The sequence below is a fragment of the Sorangium sp. KYC3313 genome (genome assembly GCF_052075895.1).
Classification (GTDB): Bacteria; Myxococcota_A; Polyangia; order Polyangiales; family Polyangiaceae; genus Sorangium; species Sorangium cellulosum_B.
Genome location: NZ_CP197255.1, coordinates 11,659,175 through 11,683,775, shown reverse-complemented (window position 1 = coordinate 11,683,775; position 24,601 = coordinate 11,659,175). Strand labels below are relative to the sequence as shown.

Annotated in this window: 17 protein-coding genes; 7 read left to right on the top strand and 10 right to left on the bottom strand. The window is 70.8% G+C overall.

What is annotated here, in order from left to right; genetic code table 11:
* Positions 1–14 precede the first annotated feature (14 nt).
* The 7 genes from ACSRUE_RS44465 to ACSRUE_RS44435 all read right to left on the bottom strand — a co-directional run bounded on the left by ACSRUE_RS44465 (position 15) and on the right by ACSRUE_RS44435 (position 10,717).
* A complete protein-coding gene (locus ACSRUE_RS44465; RefSeq protein ID WP_441288860.1) occupies positions 15–2,195 on the bottom strand; it encodes a hybrid sensor histidine kinase/response regulator in 2,181 nt (726 codons plus the stop codon).
* The gene (locus tag ACSRUE_RS44460) at positions 2,179–3,744 is read right to left on the bottom strand and encodes a methyl-accepting chemotaxis protein (protein ID WP_441288859.1); all 1,566 of its coding nucleotides are present in this window, start codon (positions 3,742–3,744) and stop codon (positions 2,179–2,181) included. Before ACSRUE_RS44460 ends, ACSRUE_RS44465 begins: the two co-directional genes overlap by 17 nt.
* A 137-nt stretch (positions 3,745–3,881) precedes the next feature.
* Positions 3,882–4,463: a YfiR family protein gene (locus ACSRUE_RS44455; protein WP_437761541.1), complete on the bottom strand. Its 582-nt coding sequence runs from the start codon at positions 4,461–4,463 to the stop codon at positions 3,882–3,884.
* A gap of 75 nt (positions 4,464–4,538) precedes the next feature.
* Positions 4,539–5,051, bottom strand: coding sequence for a response regulator (locus ACSRUE_RS44450; protein WP_441288858.1), 513 nt, complete (start codon positions 5,049–5,051; stop codon positions 4,539–4,541).
* Positions 5,048–5,548, bottom strand: coding sequence for a chemotaxis protein CheW (locus tag ACSRUE_RS44445; protein ID WP_441288857.1), 501 nt, complete (start codon positions 5,546–5,548; stop codon positions 5,048–5,050). The genes ACSRUE_RS44450 and ACSRUE_RS44445 overlap by 4 nt, the downstream gene beginning before the upstream one ends.
* Positions 5,549–5,733: 185 nt before the next feature.
* On the bottom strand, positions 5,734–8,073 hold the full coding sequence (locus ACSRUE_RS44440) for a TonB-dependent receptor (protein WP_441288856.1): 2,340 nt from the start codon (positions 8,071–8,073) through the stop codon (positions 5,734–5,736).
* A 388-nt stretch (positions 8,074–8,461) separates the two neighbouring features.
* Positions 8,462–10,717: a hypothetical protein gene (locus ACSRUE_RS44435; protein WP_441288855.1), complete on the bottom strand. Its 2,256-nt coding sequence runs from the start codon at positions 10,715–10,717 to the stop codon at positions 8,462–8,464.
* A gap of 111 nt (positions 10,718–10,828) precedes the next feature.
* Between ACSRUE_RS44435 and trmB the strand changes: the two genes are divergently transcribed.
* From trmB to ACSRUE_RS44420, 3 genes are all read left to right on the top strand, one after another.
* Positions 10,829–11,509, top strand: a complete 681-nt coding sequence (gene trmB, locus ACSRUE_RS44430; protein ID WP_441288854.1) for a tRNA (guanine(46)-N(7))-methyltransferase TrmB — start codon at positions 10,829–10,831, stop codon at positions 11,507–11,509.
* A 36-nt stretch (positions 11,510–11,545) separates the two neighbouring features.
* Positions 11,546–11,803 carry a hypothetical protein gene (locus tag ACSRUE_RS44425; RefSeq protein ID WP_441288853.1) on the top strand — a complete coding sequence of 86 codons (258 nt, stop codon included), beginning with the start codon at positions 11,546–11,548 and terminating at the stop codon, positions 11,801–11,803.
* 485 nt (positions 11,804–12,288) lie between these two features.
* Complete coding sequence (locus ACSRUE_RS44420) at positions 12,289–13,074, top strand: MXAN_6577-like cysteine-rich protein (RefSeq protein WP_441288852.1); 786 nt, start codon at positions 12,289–12,291, stop codon at positions 13,072–13,074.
* Positions 13,075–13,083: 9 nt separating this feature from the next.
* Here the strand turns inward: ACSRUE_RS44420 and ACSRUE_RS44415 are convergent, their stop codons facing one another.
* The gene (locus tag ACSRUE_RS44415) at positions 13,084–13,563 is read right to left on the bottom strand and encodes a hypothetical protein (RefSeq protein WP_441288851.1); all 480 of its coding nucleotides are present in this window, start codon (positions 13,561–13,563) and stop codon (positions 13,084–13,086) included.
* Positions 13,564–14,144: 581 nt separating this feature from the next.
* On the opposite strand from ACSRUE_RS44415, the gene ACSRUE_RS44410 reads away from it, so the two are divergent.
* Positions 14,145–17,135 (top strand): DNRLRE domain-containing protein, encoded by a 2,991-nt coding sequence (locus ACSRUE_RS44410; protein WP_441288850.1) that lies wholly within the window; start codon positions 14,145–14,147, stop codon positions 17,133–17,135.
* Positions 17,136–17,194: 59 nt separating this feature from the next.
* Here the strand turns inward: ACSRUE_RS44410 and ACSRUE_RS44405 are convergent, their stop codons facing one another.
* A complete protein-coding gene (locus tag ACSRUE_RS44405; RefSeq protein WP_437761532.1) occupies positions 17,195–17,419 on the bottom strand; it encodes a hypothetical protein in 225 nt (74 codons plus the stop codon).
* 24 nt (positions 17,420–17,443) lie between these two features.
* On the opposite strand from ACSRUE_RS44405, the gene ACSRUE_RS44400 reads away from it, so the two are divergent.
* From ACSRUE_RS44400 to ACSRUE_RS44390, 3 genes are all read left to right on the top strand, one after another.
* Positions 17,444–19,087, top strand: coding sequence for a GMC oxidoreductase (locus ACSRUE_RS44400; protein ID WP_441288849.1), 1,644 nt, complete (start codon positions 17,444–17,446; stop codon positions 19,085–19,087).
* A gap of 143 nt (positions 19,088–19,230) precedes the next feature.
* Positions 19,231–20,751, top strand: coding sequence for a right-handed parallel beta-helix repeat-containing protein (locus ACSRUE_RS44395; RefSeq protein WP_441288848.1), 1,521 nt, complete (start codon positions 19,231–19,233; stop codon positions 20,749–20,751).
* Positions 20,752–20,909: 158 nt separating this feature from the next.
* On the top strand, positions 20,910–22,334 hold the full coding sequence (locus ACSRUE_RS44390; RefSeq protein ID WP_441288847.1) for a multicopper oxidase family protein: 1,425 nt from the start codon (positions 20,910–20,912) through the stop codon (positions 22,332–22,334).
* Positions 22,335–22,359: 25 nt separating this feature from the next.
* Here ACSRUE_RS44390 and ACSRUE_RS44385 read toward each other — a convergent pair whose 3' ends face one another.
* On the bottom strand, positions 22,360–24,531 hold the full coding sequence (locus ACSRUE_RS44385) for an alkaline phosphatase D family protein (RefSeq protein WP_441288846.1): 2,172 nt from the start codon (positions 24,529–24,531) through the stop codon (positions 22,360–22,362).
* Positions 24,532–24,601: the final 70 nt, after the last annotated feature.

Below are 24,601 nucleotides of genomic sequence, written 5' to 3'. Positions count from 1 at the left end.
CGACGTGCGCGCCGTCACGCGCCCCCCAGGCTGGCCGCGATGATCCGGCGCAGCTCCTCCTCGACGAACCGCTGCTTCGACAGCACCGCCCGCACGCCGAGCCCGCGCAGCGCGGCCTCGCTCTGCTCCTGCGCCGCCGTCGTCAGCACCACGACCGGCACCCGGGCGAGCCCGGGCGAGCGCCTGAGCTCCGCCACCATCTCCAGGCCGCTCAAGTAGGGCATCTCCAGGTCGGTCAGCACCACGTCGGGCGGCGCCGCCCGCGCCCGCGCGAGCCCATCCCGTCCGTCGCACGCCTCCTCCACGCGCAGCCCCATCGACCGCAGGATGCCGCAGAGCAGCTCCCGCGCGACGGGCGCGTCCTCCACGACCAGCGCGAGCGGCTCCCGCTTCTGCTCGGCGGCGGCGGTGAAGGGCGCGTCCCGCGGCGCCTGCCGGGCGTACGCGAACAGCCGCTCCACGTCGAGGAGCAGCATCGCCTCGCCGTCCGCCGTCGGCGCCACCCCGCGCACGAGCGGCGAGGTGAGGGGCATCTCCTCCGAGCGCACGAGCGCGACCAGCCGAGGGTTCTCGTAGCCGTCCACGCTCACCGCGAACAGGCCCGCGGCGTGGTGCAGCACGAGCGCCGCGTCCCCGGGCTCGGGCTGGCCTCCGTCGCCGAGCACCGCCCCGAGCGCGTACAGCGGCGCGAGCTCCGCGCCGGCGCCGCCGGTCAGGCGCACGCGCGGCCCGTCGGGGGCGCGCAGGAGCTCCTCGTCCTCCAGCAGCACGACCGAGTGCACGGCGTGCGTCGGCACCGCGCACCGGAAGCGCCCGCTGGAGATGGGGACCACCTCCTCGCCGTGCAGGTTCTTCGGCACCACGAGCAGGATCGTCGTGCCGAGCCCGGGCTTCGAGTCGACCCGCACCTGCCCGCCCAGCGCGCCGATCTCGCGCGCCACGATGTCGAGCCCGACGCCGCGGCCCGAGATCGCGCCGACGCTGCGGCTCGTCGTGAGCCCGTGCGCGAACAGGTACGGGATGAGCTCGGCGTCGTCGAGGGTCGAGGCGCCCGGGACCGACGGCGCGAGCACCTCGCGCAGGCGGGCGAAGTCGACCCCGCCGCCGTCGTCCTTCACCTCGACCCGCACGGCGGCGTCGGTCTGGACCACGGTCACCGCCACCGTCCCGCGCGCGGGCTTCCCGCGGCGCGCCCGGACGTCCGCCGGCTCGATCCCGTGGTCGATGGCGTTGCGCACGAGGTGCAGGAGCGCCGGCTCGAGGCGGCGCTCCACGGCCGCGTCGAGCAGCCCCGTCCCCTCGACCCGCGCCTCGACGTCCTTGCCCAGCATGCGCGCCGCGCTCCGGGCGGCGAGCGACACCTGGTTCAGCAGGCGCTCGGTGCGCACGACCGACGCCCTCCGCACCACCTCGTCGAGCTCGCCGAGCGCGCGCCCCGCCGCGAAGTCGTTGCTGGACCAGTCCGCCCGGACGGCGCTCAGGAGGCGCTCGATCTCCGCGCCGTAGCCGAGCGTCTTCGCGATGCGCTCCGCGAATCGATCCACGTCCGCGCGGCGGGGGTCGATCTCGACGAGCAGCGCGCGGAGCATGCGCTGGGACTCGCGGAGCCGCCGCTGGATGACCTCCCGCTCGTCGTGGAGCCGCTGGAGCTCCCGCAAGAGCGTCCCGACGGCCTCGGCGTCGAGGGCCGCGCGGGCGGTCGGCTGGGCGAGGTCGGGCGGCGCGTCGGGCTGGTCCAGCCGCGGCGGCAGGGCGCTCTCGTGCACGGAATCACACGGCGGCACGAGCGGCGGCGCGAGCTCGCCGGCGGGCGGGACGCTGCCGCCGAGCTCCGCGCGCGCAGCGCGGAGGGTCTCCTTCACGATCTCGAGCTCGGGCGCGGCCTCGGCGTCGGGGCTCGCCGACAGGAGCCCGAGCCCCTCCAGCGCCCCGAGGAGGCTGTCGCCGGTGAGCTGCGTGGGGCGCGCGCCGCCCCGCACCGCGTCGATGACGTCCTCCGTCAGCTCGGCCAGGTCGCCGCACGCGGCGAGCTCCAGCATGTGCGCCTCGCCCTTCAGCGTGTGCAGGAGCCGGCGCAGCACCTGCAGGTTGCCGCTCTGGCCCTGCTCGTAGCCGAGCCACAGGTCCGTCGCCTGGGCCACGCGGTCCGGCATGGTCCGGTGGAACGCGGCGACGAGATCAGCCCGGCTCCTCATCCGCGTCCGCCTCCGCGCCTTCGGGCTTGCCGGCCCTCGCCCCCAGCGGCTTGACCCGGAAGGCCTTCGCCGTCGTCTTGAGCACGTGCGACAGCTGGAGCAGCGACTCGGCCGAGCGCGTCGCGGCCACGCTGCTCGTCAGCGTGTCGTTCACCGCCCCGACGATGTTGACGATCGCCGTCTTGACCCGCGCCGTCCCCTCGCGCTGGTGGTCCACCGCGTCCGAGATCTGCGCGGCGGCCGCGGCCGTGTCGCGGGCCAGCTTGATCCCGTCCTCGGTCGCGAGCACGGACGCGTGGGAGGCCGCGTGCATGTTCGCCACGAGCTTCCGGATGTCGCGCACCGAGTCCATGACGTGCTCGGACAGGCGGCGCATCTCGGCGGCCACGAGCGAGAACCCGCGCCCCACCTCGCCGGCCTTCGTGCCCTCGAGCGCGGCGTTGAGCGCGAGCAGGTCCGACTTGTCGGCGATGCTCTGGATCAAGGACAGGATCTCGCCGATGCGGTCCGAGTGGGAGCTGACGAGGCGCGTCTGCTCCGCCGTGTGCTGGACGCTGACGAGGCTCCGCTGCGCCGTCTCGCGCACGGTGGCCGCGTCCTTCGCGATGTGATCCGCGCTGGCGGTCAGGGCCTCGACGGTCCGCCGGATCTCCTCGAGCGCCGCGTTCTGTTGGCTCGCGCTCGTCTCCTGCTCGCGCACCGACGAGAACATGCCGGCGGCGGCCGACGCGACCTCCGCCGAGGTGTTGCCGATCCGCGAGGCGAGCTCCTGGAGGCTCGTCACCATGGAGCGGAACGCGGCGAACAGCTCCCCGTCGCCGGTGATCTTGCAGGTGAAATCGCCGCCCGCGACCCGCGCGGCCGTCTCCTGGAGCTCGCGCAGCTGGGTGTTCATCCGCTCGAACGCGCTGGCCATGTCCCCGAGCTCGTCGTCCGAGATCCTGAGGGACAGCCGGGCCGAGACGTCGCCGCGGGCGATCCGGTCCGCCGCCTCCTTGATGTGCGCCATCGAGCGCGTCATGCGCGCCGAGATGACCCAGGCGAGGCCCAGGCCGAGCAGCGCGATCCCCGCCGATTGCAGGGCGATGGTCCTGCGCGCGGAAGCGCGGCGCTCGGCGATCCGGTCGCTGCGCAGCCCGACGGCCAGCGTCCCGAGCTGGCGATCGCCGTTCCGCGACCGGATCGGGGCCTCGCTGACGACGACGCCGGCGTCGCCCCGGCCCCGCGCGCCCTCGGGCGCCTGCGCCGCGCCGATCGCGGCGATGCGCTGCCCCCTCGCGTCGTAGACCGACACCCAGCTCACCAGGGGATCGGTCATCGCGGTGCGCAGGGTGTCCGGGAAGGTCTCCGGCGGCTGCTCGAGGTCCATGGCCACGCCGATGGGCTCCTTCAGCATGGTGGCGAGGATGCCGGCGCGCTCGCGCAGCTCGGCCTCGCTCGCCCGCGCGGCGTGCTCGGGGATCAGCCACAGATCGAGCGCCGACAGCACGATGGCCACCGACGCGACGAGGGCGGCGATCTTCCAGCGGATGGAGCGAAAGTTGAGCATGGCGGGTGAGGGGCGGCGATGGCGGACGCTGAACGAGGGACGCTGGATGGGCGACGGGAGATCGCGAGTCGTGAACCGTGAGCCGTGAACCTGCGGGCGGCGACGCGCGGCGTCCGGTGACGGACGTCGCGAGGGCCTCAGTCGACGATGCGGGCGAGCCGGAGGAGCTGCGGGTCGAAGCGGAGGCCGATGGCGTTGGCGTGCTTCACGTTCAGCAGGAGCTCGGGCTTGGCGCCCGAGAGCCCCACGGCGACGGCGCAGCCGCGCTTCGTGTCGTCGCCGTCGCCGCACACGACGATGCGGGCGACCGCTCCCTCGCGCGACGGGATGTCCGGGATGGCCGCGGCGAGGCCGCGCGCCACATAGACCACCTCGGCGCCGGCGGCGCGCAGCGCCTCCTGCAGCTTGGCCCTTCCGCTGTACGTCACGCGCAGGACGGACGCCGGGCGCTTGGCCACGGTCGTCTTCGCGGCCAGCCTCGAGAGCACGGCCGCCATCGCGCTCGCGTCCTCCGCGCTCGCGCCCGACTCCGCCCCGACGACCGCGAGCACGGCCGGGCCCGCGCGGCTCGCGAACCCGCTCTCGTAGCCGATCGACCGCAGGAGGATGGCGCCCCGCAGCTCGTAGGGGACGGAGGGGGCAGAGCGGCTCTCGGTGCTCACGGTCGTGAGGAGCGCCGCGGCCATCAGCATTCGAATCGACGAGATCGGAGACACCATGTTCCGCTGGCGAGCTCTGTACGATCGCGGACGGATCCTCGACGGGCGTGGCATCAGGCGACCGCGGTCCCCACGTCAGCGTTCCTTGCCGGCGAGCCGCTTGACCAGGGCCGGCAGACGATCGAGGTGGCGCTTCGAGAGGACCGCGTCCGCCTGGACCTCCAGCTTCAGCTGATCGAGCTCCCGCTCGGAGTGTCCGGACATCAGGATGACGCTGAGCTGCCCGAGCCGCTGGTTCTTCCGGAACAGGGTGAGCAGCCGGTCCCCACGGATGGTGGGCATGAAGATGTCGAGGACGACGACGCGCACCTGGTGCCGCACGATGGCCTGCGTCGCCCCGATGGGGGAGGGGAGCGCGAGCACCTGAAAACCGGCAGAGCCCAGCACGCGAGACACCTCTTCTCGGGCGATCTCGCTGTCGTCGATCACCAGCACAGGCGGGTTCGCCGGCGCGCTTGTCACCGTGCTCGCCGGCGTGCTCGCCGGCGACCGCGACAGCGGGGCCGCGCTCGCCGGGGGCGCCTCCTCGGCCGAATCGAGCGGCGGTCTGGCCCTGGACGCAGGTGATCGGGAGCTCGGAACGCTCATGGATTCGACCAGACGCCCTGAGCTTCGCGCGTCGCCGCGAAGGGCCGCGGCGCAGCGTCGGAGGCGTCGACCAGGTGGATTGCGTCGAGGAAGGTCACTGCTCCCTCGCTGGTGTCGACGAGAGCGTTCGGCGCGGGCTCCCCGAACACCTCGACCGCGGCGACACACCGCGTCTTGCCGGCGGGCAATCCCAGGTAGCCGCGCGCAGCGCGGCAGACGACGATGCGGAGCGGGGTGGCCTCCGGCTCCGCGAGGACGGGCGACGCGATCACGATGATCCTCCCCCGGTCCTGGAGGATGCCCATCACCCGGGGGTCGGCGCGCGGCAGCGGCAAGGGGGCGCGCCACGCGATCACCTCTTCGACCTGCTGCGCCCTCAGCGCGAAAGTCACCGAGCCCATGTCGAAGAGCAGCAAATCGACAACGGCCCTCTCGCGCGGGCCCTTGTCCGGGGTGTCGTCGCGCAGATCGTGAACCTGGCTGATTGCTTCGGACAAGGTGTCCTCGATTTATCACAAGGGCAGACGCCGGGGAGGTGCATTCGTATCGGGCCGCGCGGTGTCGGGAGATTTCTGACGTCGGTTCTGCTGTCGCTGTCGTGCGCGCGGCCTTCCCGCGCGGGCCGCCTTCCCGCGCGAGCCGCCTTCCCGCGCGGGCCGCCTTCCCGCGCAGGCCGGCGGCGTCAGTAAGACGCCTCGACCGAGGCGCCCACGTAGGGGCGACCGGTGGTGATGATCAGCCGGTGCGAGGCGTAGGACGGTGGAGGGACCTTGTTGAAGGTGAGGTTCTTGCCGAATACAGAGACCCAGACGCGCTCGATCGGCGAGAAGGACACAGCGGCGTCGAGGTTGAACGCCGATCGCGCCGCCAGCCGATCTCTGGGCGGCAGCTCGTCCGTGTCGTGGGCGGGCGCGTCCCTGGAGCCGTGGCTGTTCATGCCCGTCCGGAAGGTCGCGGCGAGCCCGGCGGTGAACCGGCTGGCGCTGTAGCTCAGGTGGCCTTTGACGAGGTGGATGGGGTAGTTGGCCCAGGTCTCGCCGTCCCAGTTGGTCAGGATGTTGAGGTCGCTCTCGGCGCCGAACGGCTTCGACACGCTGTACCAGAGGTCCCCCGCGAACCCGCCGCCGAGGTCGCCGATCGCGCCGATCTCGCTGCCGAGGGCGTCGACGTCCGCGGTGCTGTTCGAGAAGCTGCCCCACCAGCCGCCCGCGGACGGGTGCCTGGGGTTGTGGGCCACGTGGTGCTCGAAGTCCTCGGGCCGCACCTGATCCCACGACACCCAGCCGAGGGTATTCTTGTAGCGCTCATAGAAGACCGCGACGTCGAGGGCGAGGCGCCCGTCGAGCAGGCCCACGACATAGTCGAGCTCCACGAGGTGGGAGGACTCCGGAACGAGCGAGGGCAGCGGCGCGATGGGCTCGTCCTCGAAGGCGGCGTTGAATTGCTCGAGCCAGTTGAAGTAGGCGGCGTCCGGAAAGCGGAAGCCCTTCTGGTAGGACAGCTTGACGTTCTGCGTGTCGCTGATCGCGTAAGCGGCCGCGACGCGGTAGGAGGGGCTGTTCACCGGCTCGGGCGCGCGCGAGAGGCCCCCGCGGAGGTTCAGCTCTCCAAACCCGGTGTGATCGAAGCGCAGGCCCGCGGAGACGGTGAGATCGCGGAAGGTAACCGTGCTCTCGCCGAAGGCGGCGAGCTCGGTCCACGAGAAGCTCTCCGGAGACTCGAAGGCGGTCCCGTAGAGCCGCCCCCAGCGGGACCTCTGGTCGCTGAAGCGCTTGTGGCTCGCCGACGCGCCGATCGCGATCTGGCTGTTCGGCAGCGCCGTCGTCTTGTAGACCGCCTTGATGTCCCGGTGCTCCTCGCCGAGGCCCCCGACCGGCAGGACCCCCGCGCCCGGGACCGGATTGGACGCCTTCGCCATCTCGTCTGCGACCCAGTCGGCCGGGACGAGGGCCGTCTCGAAGGCCGAGAAGGTCGGGACCAGCTCGACCTTGTGCTGCTTGGACAGGTGGACGTGGATCTCCGGCGTGACGGCGAACGTCCTCTGCCGCACATGGCCGGTGTTGCTGTCGGACCACTGGCCCGCGAGCTGCTCGCGGGTCATGGCCCTGTTCGGGGCGTTGCCCATCATCGACGTCTGCGCGTAGTCGAGCCGCAGATCGACGCTGACGGGGCTGCGCTCGGAGCCGTAGCGGAAGCGGCCGAAGCCCTTGTAGCTCGGCTCGCCGAGGGCGTTGACGCGCGTGTGGCGCAGGAAGGGAGACGTCGTGACGCCTGCGTAGCCCTTGCCATACAGCTCCGCGGTGTTCGGCCGGGGCGCCTGGGGCAGCTCTCCTTCGTTGTCGGCGTGGCCGAAGTAGAGGAAGCAATCGGCGTTGTGCTTCTCGCTGAGCAGGCCGCCGTAGCTGACCTCCAGGGTGCGCGTGTCGCCGGAGGCATACGACGCCTTGCCCCAGAGCCCGGGGCGGGTGATCCCCGTGGGCCTGAGGACGTTGACGAAGCCGCTGATCGCGCCGGAGCCGTGCACGATGGCGCCGGGGCCGAGGATCACCTCGACCCGCTCGATGTCTCCGGTGAGGGGCACGGCCAGCGTGCTCCCGATGGCGCCGAAATGGGCGCGCATGTTCGTGTTCACGCCGTCGACCATGACGAGCGTCTTGGCGTTGTTGTCGATGAGCACGCCGCGCGCGCCGATGAGGCGCGAGGTGCGCTCGTGCTCGCCGATCACGACGCCGGGCTGGTGGGCTTGCAAGAGGTCGTCGAGCGAGCGGACGGCGTAGAGCTTCAGCGTCCGCGCGTCATAGAGGCGCGCCTGACCGGTCGACGTCTTGCTCTCGGTCTCGAAGAAGCCAGTCGACGAGACCTTCACGTTGAGCAGCTCCTCGAGATCGAGCGAGAGGAACTGCCCCTGACCGCCGTCATCGCCGCTGGCCAGCGCCTCGCTCCCCGGGGCCTGCGCCCAGGAGGAGCCCGCCGCCCCGAGAGGGCATAGCAGCGAGCAGAGGAGCAAAGCCGACTTGCGCATCGATTCCCCCACGTCCGAGCGCCGGGCAGGGCGCACGGGATTCGGGGCGAGCCGGCGTGCCGGTGGCCCGAAGTCTGGAGCGCGCCTGGACCGCCGGCCATGGCTGTGCGCGGCGGCGCCAGCGGGCGCGCGCTGCCCGGTCTCCCCCACGAGTCTGCAACGGATCTGTTCGCTGACTTGCTGTATTGCGCGAACATCTCGATGTTACACGAATGCCCGGGTGCGTCAACGGCTGTCCTGAACGCTCCACGTGGAGCGCCGCGAGCCCGCCGGCGCGCCCTCGAGAGCGCATCGCGGGAGCGGGAGTCGCTCCCTGAGCGCGACTCGATAGGAGTCGATGTGAGGTCGATGTGAGAAGGTGTGGTGTTCCCCGGCGAGGGGGCCGGCGTCAGCGCCCGGTGATCCAGTAATGGAAGGCGTGGAACCCAGCGCCGCGGCGCAGGGTGATCGCGATCGGGGTCGGCGTCGGGAGGCGCGCGGCGGGGAGGGGCAGCGCCCGCTCCACCCACGGTCCACGCGGCACGTCGACGGTGCCGATCTCCTCGCCTGCCACGGAGACGGCGAGCTCGGCGCCGTCGTCCGAGGCCACCCGGAGCACGAGGCGCGCCTCGGCGGGGAGCGCCGCGAGGTGGGCGACGAAGCGATCGGCGATCCGGTGGTAGCGGCCGCCGTCCGCGAGCTCCGGGCGCGCGAGGTCGAGCTCCCCTGGCGCGCTGCTCTCGGGCGCGGCGAGCGCGATCGCCATGTTGCGCTGGTCCGCGAGCGGCTCGAGCGCGTAGGCGTGCGCCGCCTCGGACTCGAGGTCCGAGACGTCGAGCTCGTCGAGGATCCGTTCGCCGGGCACGGACCGCACCGGCAGCGCCCCTGAGCCGAGGAGGTCCCAGCGCGCCTCGTAGGCGATCATCGTGGTGCCGCCGAGGATGGCCTGGTCCTCGACGGTGGCGTCGACCAGCGCGCGGCCCAGCACCGGCGGGCACGCCATCCAGTGCGGGTAGACGATGAAGTGGGTCGGCCGGCGCTCCGGGGGCAGCTTCTCGTAGTGCTCGAACCTGGAGCCGGCGCCGGCCACCCAGTAGCGCGCCTCGCCCTCGGTGGTCAGTCCCACGACGTCGAAGGTCCTGCGGCCGCTGAAGTAGGCGAGCGCGCCTGTGTCGTTGACGCCGATCCTGGCGTCCTCCGGCAGGTGCTGCGCGGCCCAGCGGCCGAGCCAGACCTGCTGCCGATCGATGGCGCGGGCGGAGTTGGCGAGGTCGCCGATGGCCCACGGCAGCCGCGCGGCCAGGGCGCCGGCGAACGCGCCGGCGAGGAGGGGCGTCACGTAGTGGAGCGAGGGCCGGAGCCGCTGGGCGGCGTCGCCGAGCTCGCGCGCGAGGCAGGCGGCCATGACGATCCACGCCGGCGCGAAGGGCCAGACGTACCGCACGCGGTTCCAGAGGAAGCTGAGGTACGTGCAGGGCAGCAGCGCGCCGAGCGCGAGGGCGCCCACGATCGCGGCGTGCGCCGGGCGGCCTCTCCGGTGCGCTGCCACGGCGAGCGCGACGGCGCCGAGGGCGATGACGGCGGCGGAGCCCTCGGGGAGGAAGACGGCCGTCCACTGGCCGCCGTCGATCACGTCGGTCACGAGCAGCCGGACGTTGTCGAGGAGCGCGGCCCTGAGCGTCGGTCCGTCGTAGTTGGGGTTGCCGATCAGCCACTTGACGGACGTCGTCGACGAGGTCGGGTGGCCCGCGAGCAGCAGGTTCAAGGCCGGGACGACGAGCGGGCCGAGGAGCGGCGCGAGGGCGAGCAGGCGCCCGGCGGAGCGCGCGGAGGGCCAGAGAGCGCCGCTGCGGGAGGGGGATGGAGCGGAGAGGGGCGGCGCCGGGAGGAGCGCTGGAGGCACGGCGCGTGACGCCGAGAGGGCGAGCGCGGTCGCGGCGAGCAGGGAGGCGAGCGCGCCCTCCGGGCGGAGCAGGGGCGCGACGAAGCCGCAGACGGCGAGGGAGCGGGCGATCGAGGCGGTGGGCGGCTGCGCGGGCGCGCCGGGCGGCCGCGCGGGCGCGCCGGGCGGCTGCGCGGGCGCGCCGGGCGGCCGCGCGGGCGCGGCGCTGTCCGTGGCGGGATCTGGCGGTGCTGGCTCGCAGAGCGCCGCTGCAAGGCGGGCGGTGCGGGTGAGGATCCAGGCGAAGGCGACCGTCTCCATCCCGCTCCAGGCGAACCACGCGAACGCCGCGAACCCGGCGCACATCGCGCCCGCGCCGGCGGCGGCCGCGGGGCCGGCGAGGGGGCGCGCGAGGCGCGCGGTCTCGACGGCGAGCGCGGCGTGGAACACGAGCCCGAGCGCCCAGACCGCATAGACGAGCGAGAGATCGCGCAGGCCGAGCGCGTGGAAGGGGGCGAGCAGCACGGGCCAGAGCAGGCTGGTGGCGCCGCTCGAGTAGCCGTCGCCGGCGACGAAGCTGAAGAAACCGCCCTCGGCGAGCCGCCGGGCGTATTGCATGTGGATGAACGCGTCGTCGAGCGGCAGGGCCGGGCGCCCGGCCTGCGCAAGGATCGCCCTGACGCAGAGCGCGCCGAGCGCGCCGCTCACGGCCAGGGCGGGCGCATAGGGGAGGGCGCGCGCGGCGAGGGCGCGCAGCCGGGAGGGGGCCGGAGGTGCCGCCATGGGGCCCGACGCATACCACCGTGCCGCCCGGGGACAGCGATTTCCCGCGCCGGGTGGCCGGCGGATTTCCCGCGCGGGGGCGGCCGGCATTTGGTAGAGCGCCGGGGATCCATGGTCTTCCAGCCGCGCCCGAACCACCCGTACGCCGACGCGCCTCGCTTCCCTGACGGCGACGACGTTTCCATCGACGCCTTGATCCCGGGCGCCGGCCCCGTCGAGATCGAGATCGGCCCCGGCCGCGGCGGCTTCCTGTTCGAGCGCGCGGCGGCGAGCCCCGAGGCGCGGCTGCTCGGGCTGGAGATCCGCCTGAAGTGGGCGGCGATCGTCGACGGGCGCCTGAGGAAGGGCGGCCTCGGCGGACGCGTGCGGGCGCTCAACGCCGACGCGCGCGAGGCGCTCGCGCGGCTCCGCCCCGACGCGTCGATCGCGCGGTTCTTCCTGCACTTCCCGGATCCGTGGTGGAAGAAGCGCCACACGAAGCGCCTCGTGATGGGCCCGACGCTGCTCGACAGCCTGGCGCGCCTGCTCGTGGACGGCGGCGAGCTCTTCGTGCAGACCGACGTCGAGGAGCGCGGCGCGCTCTACGCCGAGCAGATCGGCGCGCACCCCGCCTTCGAGCCGGCGGGCGACGCGCCCGGCTCGCCGCACCTCGCCGAGAACCCCTACGGCGCGCGGAGCCCCCGCGAGCACCACGCGATCGCCGACGGGCTGCCGGTGAGCCGGCTGCTCTACCGGAGGCGGCCGCGCCCGGCCGGCGGTGCGCCGCTGGATCCCGGCCAAGACGCCGGCTGAGCCCGCTGGACGCGCTCGACGAGGCGCGTGAGGCGGATGGCGGCTGCGCTGCACATCGTGCGTTCGATCCTCACGTGGACAACCGTCGCCGCGGCGATCCTCGCTCAGGCGTTCATCACCGTGCGCCTGTGGCGGAGCGAGCTGTGCTCGCGCGACCAGAATCTCCTGCAAAGCGCGCTGATATGGCTATTGCCGGTCGCGGGATCCTTCATTGTGCATTCGGGGTTGCGGCAGGAAGACGATGTCTCTCGGCCGACGCCGAACACCGAGATGGAGAGTGACGACGAGGAGTAGCGTCCTCCGTTGCTCGGCGGGCGATGCTCGAGCTCTGAAGATCTCCGCCCGGGCACGCACGGTGGCCGCCACAATGCTGCCGGATCGGGAGAGGGAGCCTGGTCGGCGCGCAGAGCAGAGCCCATCTCCGCATGTGCGCCGCCGACCCTCGTCGTGGGCCGACACCGCCGTGGTGACGCAACAGTGGGAGTTGAGCGCCTCCTTGTCGACGGCGGGCCCGTTCGCCCGGTATTGTGGCTCAGGTGTGCCCTGCTGAAATAGGGGCGCATCTTTCATGGGGGCGCGAGGCGCGAGAGAAGGTGCCGTCCTGGGCTCTCCGTGGTTCCCCGAACAGAGGCTGTCGCTTTTTCGGACCCCTGATGAGAAAAAGCTGAGCCGCACGCGCCGTTTGCAGCGACAGCGGGTCCATGGGAGTCGTCGAGGCTGCCCAGAGCAAGCCATGATGTTGGCACGACTCCACTTACCTCTTACATCTGGAGGACGACATGCATCTTGCGCGCGTGAACATGTGGATCCTGGGTTCGCTGGCGGGCGTGGCCGTCTGTTCGGTAACGATGGTCGGATGTAGCGGCGGCGAGAGCGCCCAGGAGGAGACGAGCGCCACGTCAGGCTCCACCACCACGAGCACGGGTAGCGCTACTGGCGGGGACGGGGGGAGCGGTGGAGACGTGCAGGGGGGCACGGGCGGGCTCGGGGGCGCCGGAGGGCAAGGCGGGAGCGGTGATGGAGGCACGGGCGGCGCCGGCGGCGCGGGTGGCGCCGGCGGCGCGGGTGGGCTCGGGGGGGCCGGAGGGCAAGGCGGGAGCGGTGACGGCGGCGCGGGTGGCTCCGGCGGCGCGGGGGGGCAAGGCGGCCTCGACGGCTCGGGGGGACAGGGTGGGGCCAGCGAACCTCCGTGTCCCCCGACCCAGACGTTCTGTGACGCCTCGTGCGTGGATACGCAGACGGACAGCATGAACTGTGGGGCGTGCGGCACCACGTGCACAGCGGGCTCGACCTGCCAGGCCGGCGCCTGCACATGCCCGCTGGCAGGGCAGACCTACTGTGATTCGCTTTGCGTCAACACGAACCTCGATCAGTTCAACTGCGGGGTGTGCGGCAACACATGCGGCGGCGGCTCGTTCTGCACCGCTGGGGAGTGCACGTGCAATGCGGGGCTGGCGTACTGCGGCGACCGATGCGTGAATCTCAGCAACGATGAGAGCAACTGCGGAGCGTGCGGCGCCGTCTGCACCGACGGACAGAACTGCGTCACGGGTATCTGTCGCTAGTTCCGCGTGTCAGAGATCCCGCCAGAGCCGGGCTGTGCCTGGAACTCGCGGGGCGGATCCCGGCTGCGGGGGGAGCGGTTCACCACACCGGGCGGCGTCGTGATCGAGATCGTCGAGGCGACCCCGCGCCAACTGCAGACGTGCGGTGGTTTCCTCGACCAGATCGAGGTCGACGCAGAGGAAGCGCGCCAGGCGCTGGCGAGCGGCAAGGCTTCGGCAGCGAGTCGACGCGGGCGGCGAGCGGCGCTCCAGCGGCGCTGGCCAGCCGCGACCCGGGTAGCTGACCGGCGCAGCGCTCGAGCAGGACTGCGAGCGGCCTCTTGCTTGCGGAGTCGCGGTGTCGCCGACGAAGCGCGCGACTTCCATCGCGTCGCGGGAGCCGCCGCCGAGCCAGCCAGCGCGGGGGCGGGTAAGTAAAGGTCGTTGGCTGGCCTGGATAACCTGGTCGCGCTTGGTGTTCGCCGACACTTCTGTGGATTTCGTCTGCATTCCTACATTCAAGCGAGCGAACGACCGCTTCTCTATGCCTTGCTTCACACCGGCGGGCGGGCTGAGCGCTTAAGTTCTTTATCGAAAATTTGTGACCTTGACGTGAAGAACGGCCGAAGTGTGCGACCTAATCGGGCGGTCGTTTGATCTTCGAAAGTGTTTCGTCTTGACCGGACGTATCGATCCGGGAATAAAGTCGTTTCACGAGAGCGCCGGTATCCGCACCCTCTGGTGCTGGATGGTCTGCACCGATGGCTCGCGGCGCGAAGGCATGCAGCGGGAGGCTCCTCTTCTGCCCCCTGGTGCCTTCGCCCGTCGCGGCCCTGTCCACCACAGCGGTTCGACGACGCCGGGGGAGAAAAGCCATGCATTCGATTTCTCAAGGCTTTGGGCCGCGGTCGTTTGCCGCCGGGAAGCTCATCGCCTCGCTCGTGGCGATGTCGAACGTCGAGCGCCGCTCGATAAGGACGTGACCGCGGAGGAGCCGCCCAGGCCCCGATTCGAAGTCAGTCGCTGAACGGGTAACCGGCAGACGAAGCAAGTCTGCGACGGGGCACGTGTGTGCCCTCAAAGGAGACTCAATGCGTAGAATCAGCCGCTTCCTTCCCTTGACCTTCTTGGCCGGGATCTCCGGCCTGCTCGGCTGCCTGGGCATCCCCGATTCGGACGAGCTGGCTGAACTGGCCGACGAAGACGTGGGCGCGAGCGAGGAAATGCTGGTAGCGCGCCCCGCCGCGCGGCTCATTCTGACCGACTCCGTCATCGCGCGCCTGAAGGCGCGCGCCGCGGCTGGCGACGCCGCTTGGACGGCGTTGAAGAAGCGCTGCGACGATTACACGACCGGCACGATGCACCCGCCGAACGGCAGTACCTACCCGGGCTACCCGAACGTCGGGCAAGGCTATCAAGGTGACGAGTATCCGCCGGTCGTGCGCGCGCTGGGCATCTGCTATCGCGTGACGACCGACACGGCCGCGCAGGCTCGCTACGGCGAGGCCGGCGTTCGCCTGCTGGAGGCCATGAGCACCCCGGTCGCGTCCGGGGGGCAGAAGCCGTCGACGGACCTGGGTTACGGCATCCGAAACTACGTGGTCGGTATGGCGTTCGGCTACGACTGGCTCTACCCGGCGCTGCCGGCTGCGACCAAGACGCGCCTGGTCGCTTCGATGAACGCGTGGATCGATTGGTACGACGAGAGCGGGTTGATCAAGAACGACCCGATCGGTAACTACTTCGCCGGCTACTACCTGGCCAAGACCGCGGCGGCGCTGGCGACCGAGGGCGAGAACGCGAAGGCCAGCGTGTACTGGAACGACGTCGTGACGCGCATGTGGGGACAGCTCGTGAAGCCGAAGTTCACGAGCATGATGGGCGGCGGAGGCTGGCCGGAGGGCTGGGGCTACGGCGGCAGGGCCGTCTTGTACATGGTCGAGGCGCTGTGGGCGACCAGGACGGCGACCGGCCTCGACTGGTGGAAGGAGCTGCCGCTGGCCCGCGACGAGGCGACCTATGCTCGGTACTTCACGTGGCCTTCACTCAAGCACATGGACGACCAGGGCACCATTCGTGCGGGCATCAACATGCGTCCTTCTGCGGCGCTGTTCCTCGGTCTGGCGACCATGCTCGAGCAGCAGGGCGACACCTCGGCCGCCGTCGCGCGCGGCTTCGCCGCCGACGTGATCGCGGCAGCAGGCGACGACTCGGCGCCGTGGTCCAGGTTCTTGTATGGCGATACGGGCGCCGCAAAGAGCGGGTACCAGTCGACCGGCTTGTCGCACTTCGCGGCGGGCCCTGGCCACGTCGGCATGCGCTCGTCTTGGGACAGGACGGCCGTGTGGGGGGCGCTGTCTGGCGGCGCGTACATCAACGCCGCCTACTCCGGTGAGCAGATGTTCAACGCCGGCGGTCTGAGCGTGGTGGTCGGCGATCAGCCGGTGCTGATGAACGCCACCGGCTGGCTGCCCCAGAACTGCGGCAACGCCTGCGAGAACCTGGTGAACGACGACAGCTACGGCAAGAGCCAGCGCCGGCTGCACAATACGTTCTTCGTCGACGACGCCTCGAACCGGTACAACCCCGGACAAAATTCGCTCTCACCGGCCGATTCGAAGGCCCATGTAGAGCGGTACGAGGACCGCGGCGCCTTCGTGCGCGCGCGCGCCACGGGCCTCGAAGACCAGTACGGCAGCCCCACGGTCAAGCCGGTCTCGCAGTTCACGCGCGACGTGGTGTTCTTCCGTCCAGGCAGCTTCGTGCTGTTCGACCGCACGACGGTGGCGAAGGCCAGCGCGGACCAGTGGATGAGCTTTCACACACCCGTGGCGCCGCGTCAGGTGACCACCGCCGACGCGACACAGAGGCGCTTCGACGTCGTGGTGGGTTCCGCGCTGGTCGGAAGCGTGCGCGCGCTGCTGCCGAAGAGCGCGAGCACGACGACGACGATGCTGCCGGCTTCGATGGCGCGGCTCGAGGTGCACGCTCCGGTGCGTGCGGCGGCGCAGCAGTGGCTGACCGTCGTCTCGGCGGGCGCGACGCCCGGCGAGCAAACGCGACTGTCGTCTGCAGACGGCAACGTCATCGCCGGCAACGTGGTGGGCGTCGAGCTCTCGGCGCCGCAGAATCAGGTCGTGCTCTTCTCGGCCGATCAGGCAGCGACCGGCGCCGTGTCGAGCGCGGAGTACCTGGTCTCGCAAACGGCAGCCGAGCACGTGCTGGTCGACGTTGCGCCCTCGAGCTCCGGATATGCGGTCACGGCCGTCGCCTCCGGCGGAAAATGGCGCATCCGCGTGAGCGCGGGCGGCGCGCTGCAGGTGTCGGGCCCCAGCAAGACCTTAAGCTTCAAGGTCAGCGCCACCGGCGCTGTCACGGCGGGCTCCTCGACGCCTCCGACGTCGACGCCGACCCCGCCGTCGCCGCCCACCGAGCCGGCGCCGCCGACGCCCGCGACCCCCACCGAGCCGGCGCCGCCGGCGCCCAGCGGTACAGCGCAGACGCTGACCTTCACTCAGGGCGTCAATGGCTACACCGGCGTGCAGGATCTGAGCATCTCCAGTATGAATTACTCGTCCAGCAACCCTGTCGGCACGGTCTACAGGACCAACGACGTGCTTCTCGCCGACACGCGCCGCTACAGCACCAAGGCGCTCATTCGCTTCGACGTATCGCAGATCCCCACCACCGCCACGGTGACGGCCGCCAGGCTCGACGTGACCTTCGAGAGCTGGGTTGGGCCGCAAGTCCTGAACGGCAACTTCATGAAGACGCCGTGGAGCTACAGCTCCGCGACGCTGGGCTTCGCCAGCGGGGGCGCGGGCAGCAACTGGACGGCGCCGGGCATCGGCTCGGGCGACGTGCAGGGACCGACCTTTCAGTTCCTGAACATCGACGCCAGCGGCTATCAGCGCAGATCGATCGCGCTCGACCCCGGCAGCGTGCAGAGGTGGGTCCGGAGCAGCGCCGCCAATCAAGGCCTCGTGCTCGCCAACTCCGCGACCGGCAAGGATCTGCGCATCTGCTCGAGCGAGGTGGCCAATACCGCGAGGCGTCCGACGCTCTCGGTGACCTTCCAGTAGCGCCGCGCAGTCGAGACAGGTCCTCCCGGATCCCACCACCTTGATGTGCAGCCAGTCGCCTATCCCCCGGCCGCGGCGCCCGCGCCGAGGACGCTGCCGCCCGGCGCGCGCAGGTTGGGGGCGCGGCGCAGGGCGGCGCGCGCGGCCTCATCGCGCTCCCCGGTGCTGCCGAACACCTGTCCACCGGGCAAGCGCGCGACGCTGCTGCGCAGCGAGCAGCCGACCTGCACCCGCGCTCGGCCGGGCCGCATCCGCGGGTGGGCTCCGGAGACCGGCTGGGCCATACTCCGTCCCGAGAAGCGAGTGGCATGGATTTCGACGTCGACTTCGCCATCGTGGGTTCGGGCTTCGGCGGCAGCGTCTCCGCGCTGCGCCTCACCGAGAAGGGCTACAGCGTCACCGTGCTCGAGTGCGGCAAGCGCTGGCGCAAGGAGGATTTCCCGAAGACCAACTGGAATGTACGGAAGTTCCTCTGGGCGCCCAGGCTGCTCTGTCACGGCATCCAGCGGCTGACGCTGCTCAGGGACACGCTCATCCTCTCGGGCGCGGGCGTGGGCGGCGGCTCGCTGGTCTACGCGAACACCTTGCTGGTGCCCCCGCCCGAGGCCTTCGCCAGCCCCGGCTGGCCGGCCGGCGCCAGCTGGCGCGACGAGCTGATGCCCTTCTACGAGCTCGCGAAGCGCATGCTCGGCGTGACCGCGAACCCGAAGCTCTGGCCGGCCGACCGGCAGCTCCGGCAGATCGCCGACGAGATGGGTCGAGGGGACACGTTCCACGTCGCCAGCGTGGGCGTCCTCTTCGCGAGGGAGGGCGAGCAGGAAGGGCAGCGCGTGCCGGACCCGTTCTTCAGCGGCGAGGGGCCCGACCGCACCACGTGCGTCCACTGCGGCGGATGCATGGTGGGCTGCCGCTTCGGCGCCAAGAACACGCTCGACCTCAACTACCTTTATCTGGCCGAGAAGAAGGGCTGTACCATCCAGCCCGAGACGATGGTCACCGCCATCGACGCGCTCCCGGGCGGCGGCTACGAGCTCACCCTGGAGCGCTCGACCGCGCTGCTCAGGAAGCGCCGCCGCGTGCTCCGGGCGCGCGCGGTGGTGCTCAGCGCCGGCGTGCTCGGCACGGTGAAGCTCCTGCTGAAGGCGAGGGCCGAGGGCCGGTTACCCCATCTCTCTCCGCAGCTCGGCCATTACGTGCGCACCAACAGCGAGGTCATCCTCGGGGTGACGGCCAGCGACGATCGGGTCGATTACTCCCGTGGCATCGCGATCACGAGCGGCATCTACCCCGACGCGCGCACGCACATCGAGCCGGTGCGTTACCCCGCCGGCTCGGACGTGATGGGCGCGCTGGGCACGGTGCTCACCGACGACGCGCCGGGCCTGCCGCGCTGGCTGCGCTGGCTGGGGCGGCGGCTGCTCCACCCGATCGACCTGCTCTCAGGGCTCCTGCCGTTCAAATTCGCCAGGCGCTCCACGATCCTCCTCGTGATGCAGACGCTGGACAATTACATGCAGCTCGTCTGGAAGCGCGGCGGCATGACCACCCACAGGCCGCCCGACCAGCCGAAGCCGCCGGCGTACATCCCCGTCGCCAACGAGGTCGGCAGGCGGCTGGCCGTGCTGATGGACGGCACCCCGCGCAACGCCATCAACGAGGCGGTGCTCAACGTGCCGACCACGGCGCATCTCCTCGGCGGCTGCGCGATCGCCGAGAGCCCCGAGCGCGGGGTGATCGATGAGCGCAACCAGGTGTTCGGCCACGAGGGCCTTTATGTGGTCGACGGCTCGATGGTGCCGTCCAACCTGGGCGTGAACCCGTCGCTCACCATCACCGCCATGGCGGAGCGGGCGATGAGCAAGCTGCCCCCGAGGTGCGATAACGCCCTCTTCGCCGGAACGTCCGGGAGCGCCGGGACACATCCTCCCACCGACGCACGGAATCCGCGATGAAGAAGGGCCTCCGGGCCGATGACAACGAGCGCCGACGTGTCATCTTGGTCCACTGCGGGGCGTTTGTGCGCTCTGCTGTAAAAATCCAACATCGCTTGCAAAAGCAGATTTGAGGAGGAGCCTCTGTGAGAGTTCGAGCCTGCGTGACAGGATTGCTCCTGGCTGCCGGTTGCACCGGCGAGCTTGGCGGAACGACGTACGGCGGCGGCGGTCCGGCGCCGCTCCCTCCGCCCGTCGTGAACATTCCGCCGATTCACGTCGATTGCAGCCACGTCGGAAGCGGCACGGATTACCAGGTCGGTCCTGGTAAGGAATTCGAGGCGATCGGCGACGTCCCGCTTGAATCGCTCGTCGCCGGCGACACGGTGCGCGTCTTCTGGCGTGCCGAGGGGTACCACGAGAAGATCATGCTCGGGGGCCAGGGGACGGCCGAGCAACCCATCCGGCTCTGCGGCGTCCCGGGGCCGAACGGCGAGCTGCCGGTGATCGACGGTCAGGACGCGACCACCCGGCCCGAGCTCGATTTCCCCTTCGACGGCCACCAGGTGCGGGGGCTCATCATCGTCGGGCACAAGCACGACGACCCGTGGGAGCTCGGGCCCACCCACATCACGATCGAGGGGCTCGAGATCAAGAACGCAGCGCCCCCCCACGGCTTCACCGACAAGGCGGGGTCAGGGGTGGGCTACGCGGGCAACGCGGCCGGCGTCTTCGTGGAGCGCGGCGATCACGTGACCATCCGCGCCTGCGAGGTGCACGAGAACGCCAATGGCCTCTTCATCGGCACGGCCGGCGGGGATATCCTGACCACGAACGTGCTCATCGAATCCAACTACATCCACGACAACGGCATGGATGATTACAACGAGCACAACGTCTACAACGAGGCCTCGAACGTCATCTACCAGTTCAACCGCTTCGGCCCCACGCGCGGCGGCCATGGCAACAACATCAAGGAGCGCTCGGCCGGCGTCGTCATCCGGTACAACTGGATCGAGGACGGCGCCCACCTGATCGACCTCGTCGACGCGCAGGAGGCGACCGACTCGGTCGCGTTGCCCTCGTTCCACGAGACGTTCATTTACGGCAACGTGCTCCTGCGCAACGGCTACGGCGCGTCCATGATCCACTACGGCGGGGACAGCGGGGAGACCGAGTACTACAGGAAGGGCACGCTCCACTTCTTCTCCAACACCGTCTTCGTCAAGAACGACAACTACGACGACTACGATCGCTCTGCGATGTTCGAGGCCTCGACCAACGACGAGCAGATCGACGCCCGCAACAACGTGTTCGCCAGCAGCCTGGAGCCGACGGAGCTCCGCGCGGTCACCTTCCTCGGGGACCGCGACGGCGTGGCCGCCGGGGCCCTCACCCTGTCCGGGAACTGGGTGACGAACGGGTGGCTGCCGTTCGATCCCGTCCGGGAGGTGGTGAAGGTGGTCGGGCAGGTGGACGGCCTGGACGACTCGATCTTCGGCGTCGATCCGGCGTTCGCGTCCGCGGCAAACCACGATTTCATGCCGGCCGCGAGCGCGCCGCTCATCGGCGCTGGCGCCTCGCTCGACGGCCTCCCGCCGGTCGAGCACCAGTACACGCCGCACCAGCAGGCCAGGGCGCGCAACGACGGCGCGACCCTCACGATCGGCGCGTTCGGGCGGTAGCCCGCGCCGCGCAGCCCCGCGGCGAGGCTCACGCCACGGCCCGCGGGGTCACCCCACACAACCCAGGTCGGCTCCCCCGTGAAGGATCGCGCCTTGCAGGGGGGCGGCGCATGCGCTGGATCGGATGCGCCTTGCCCCGCGCAAGGCGCAAAGGATGCGTGTCCTCGGCACGCTTTGCCGGAGAGGTTGCGGTGATCCTGTCGCTCGTGAGCCCGCTCGCGGGGTGCGGCGCGGAAGAGCCGCCGCCGGACCTCCGCCAGCCGGCGGGCTGGGACGACGCGCTGCGGCTGCCGGACGCCGAGGATCACGACCCCGCGCCCGACGTGGTCGAGGTGCACCTCGAGGCCAGGGTGGCCGCGATCGAGGTGGTCCCAGGGCTCACGACCGAGGTCTGGACCTACAACGGGATGCTCCCCGGTCCGACGATCCGCGCGAAGAAGGGCGACCGCGTGGTGGTGAAGCTCGAGAACCACCTTCCCGAGGCGACGACGGTCCACTGGCATGGTCTGCGCGTGCCGGCGGCCATGGATGGGACGCAGCACGTGCAGAAGCCCATCGAGCCGGGCGAGGGCTTCGAGTACTCCTTCACCGTGCCGGACGCCGGCACGTTCTGGTACCACCCCCACCTTCGCTCGAGCGCCCAGGTCGGCGCGGGCCTCTACGGCGCGTTCGTCGTCGAGGATGCCGCGGAGGAGGCGCCGCTCGGCGACGAGCTGCTGCTCGTGATGAGCGACATCGGCGTCGAGGAAGACGGCTCGCTCACCCCCGCCGACGAGAGCGGATGGTTCGGCGATTACTTCGGGCGCGAGGGCGGGACGGTCCTGGTCAACGGGAAGATCCTGCCGACGGTCGCGGCGCGGGAGGGGGTTCCGCAGCGCTGGCGGGTGGTCAACGCCGCGCGCAGCCGCTACTTCCGCTTCACCGTGCCGGGCCAGCCGCTCGTGCTCATCGGCGGAGACGCGGGCCTCTCGGAGAGCCCGCTCCCCGTGGACGAGGTGAGGCTCGCCCCGGGGGAGCGCGCGGAGCTCTATATGCTGCCCGTCGAGGGCGAGCCGGTGGTGATCCCGCTCCTCGACGCGAATCGATTCCACCTGCCGAACGAGGTTGATCCCACGGACCTCATGCGTCTCGAGCTGGCCGACGAGCCTCCGGGGAGCGGCGCACCGCCGCTTCCCGAGCGTCTGGCCGAGATCGCCTCGATCGACACCACGGGCGCGCAACGACAGGCGGTGGAGTTCATGGAGCAGGGCGATGCCGACGGAGCGGTGCTCGGGATCAACGGCCAGACGGACGGCTCTCTCATGCTCTCTGCGAAGACGAACACGGTCGAGATCTGGACGCTGACGAACACCACCCACTACGATCACCCGTTCCACCTGCACGGGTTCTTCTTTCAGGTGCTCGACATCGACGGCGCCGAGCCGCCCGTGCGCGCATGGCGCGATACCGTCAACCTCGTGCCTGGAAAGGCCGTGCGGATCGCCATCCCGTTCGACGACCGCGCCGGCATGTGGATGTTCCACTGCCACATCCTCGACCACGCGGATCTGGGGATGATGGCGATGCTCCACCTGATGCCGTGAGCGGTCTATCGAGGGCTGCCGGGCGTCAGACCCACGCTTGCGTCGTGGGATCCCAGCGCTTCCAGGCGCCGGCGTCGTCCAGGTAGAGCTCGCTCTCCCCGGGGAGGGTGCGGAAGCGCTTGCTGCTGATCTTCAGCTCGCCGATCCTCCCCGAGTAGTCGGTCTGCGCTTCGGAGGCCTTGATGCTCCGCATGTCGGCGACGAGCTCTTGCCCGCTCGCCTCGACCACCACATAGCCGTGGGCGCTGCTGTTGGCGTGGGCGAGGTGCGGGTTGATCTTCGTCTCGGGCGACGTGAGCAGCGTGTCGATGCTGAGGGCGAGCGCCGCGGCGCCCGGGAGCCCGCGCAGCGTCGGATCGCTCGAGATCTGGCCCGTCAGGATCTCGCGGAAGGACGCCGAGGAGACGGCGCCGCCCACGAGCTCGACGATCTTCTTCGTGGGATCGCCGCTCGGCCCGGGCGTGCCGGCGTAGAAGGCGTGGACGTCGCCGGTGATCGCCACGACGCCCCCCAGCCCGACGAGCCTCCCGAGCAGCTCGTCCCGCTTGTTGCGGAAGCCGTCCCAGGCGTCGGTGGTCGTGTAGAAGCTGCGCTTGAACTGGGCGGGGAGGGAATAGGGGCTGAGATCGACGGCGATCTGGACGAGGCAGTACTCGTTGCCCCAGACCTTCCAGGTCGCCTTCGAGCCTTCCATCGTGTCGAGGAACCAGGCCTCTTGCTCGGCGCCCATCACGTCCTCGCTCGCGCCCTGCGTCTCCTTGTAGCGGATGGCAGCGTAGATATCGAAGGGGTCCTTGGCGATGAAGTAGCGGGTGCCGATCATGCCGTACGCGTTGATCTTGCCGAAATCCACGTAGGCGATGCCCCGCTCCAGGCCCTCTTCCGCGGCGTCGATGAGGGGGATCTGCATGTCCGCCGGCAGGCCCTCGTTGGCGGCGGCGACGATCTCGTTGATGAAGGCGACGCTGATCTTCCCCGTCACCTCGGCGGGGTCGTAGCCCGCGGCCTCCGCGGCCCCGAGGAGGACCGGCGCATAGATGCCGCCGCCGTAGGTCTCCACGTCCACGTAGGGCAGGGCGGCCGCGGGGACCTCCCCGAGCTCGGCCACGAGCTTCGGCTGATCGAGCGCGACCCTGCCGGGGAAAGCGTCCTCCGGGATGAGGTGATCCGGCCGGTAGCTGCGCAGATCGGTCATCACCAGGTGGACGTGCCGGCCGAACACGAAGTCGCGGTAGATGTGGAATTCGTCCGGGAGCGAGGCGTCCGGGTCGAGCTCGACGTCGTCGCCGTAATCGACGGGCTGGTACTCGAACCAGGCCTGGTTCGCGGCCTTGCGCCGGTCCGCGTCGGTCTCGTCCTGCCGGCCGTCGAAATAGGTGGCCGTGGCGCCGAAGCAGTCGTTCGAGAACTCGTGGTCGTCCCACGTGGCGATCATCGGGAAGCTCTCGTGGACCTTCTGGAGGTTCGCGTCGGAGCGGTATGTCCTGTAGAGCTCCCGGTAGTTATCGAGCGATCTCGCCGCGTGGTAGGCGCCGTCGCCGTCACCGAGGGAGATGCTGCCGGCCACGTCGGTGAAGACGATGCGGCGCCCGGTCGCGCTCTGGAAGCTCGGATCGCCGTCCGTCTCGTAGATGTAATCGCCGAGGTGGACGAAGAAATCGAGCTCCTCCTGGGCGAGCGCCAGGTGGGTGTTGTAGTAACGCCCCACGTAATCCTGGCACGACACGTAGGCGAAGCGGACCTTGACGTCCGCCTCCTCGGCCGGGGCGGTCTTGGTGCGCCCCACGCGAGACGCGTAGCTCGTGTCGCCCTTCACGTAGATGAAGCGGTAGTAGTAGACCGTGCCCGCCGCGAGGCCGCGGACCTTCACCTTCACGCAGTGATCGTGCCTCGCGAGCGCCTTCACCTTCGCCTGTCCGGCGTCGAGCGCCACCCGCCGCGCGAACCCGGCGTCGGTCGCGACCTCGACCTCGAGATCGAGATCCGCTGCGCCGTCCTGCACGCGGGTCCAGAGGACGACGCTGCCGGGGCGCGGATCGCCGGAGGCGACCGACTGGGGGAAGTACTCGGAGCCGTCCGCGAGCTCGCGCTCGTCGTCGAGCGGGTTGATCGGCTCGGGGTCATCGCCGCAGGCCGGGACGACCAGCGCGCCGGCGGTGACGAGCGTGGCTCGAAGGAAATCTCTGCGCTTCAGCATCGGGCGATCAGGGAATCCTGGAACTTTCGCCGATGTCAATCTCCTCGTGGACCCCGCGCGCTTCGCGCGC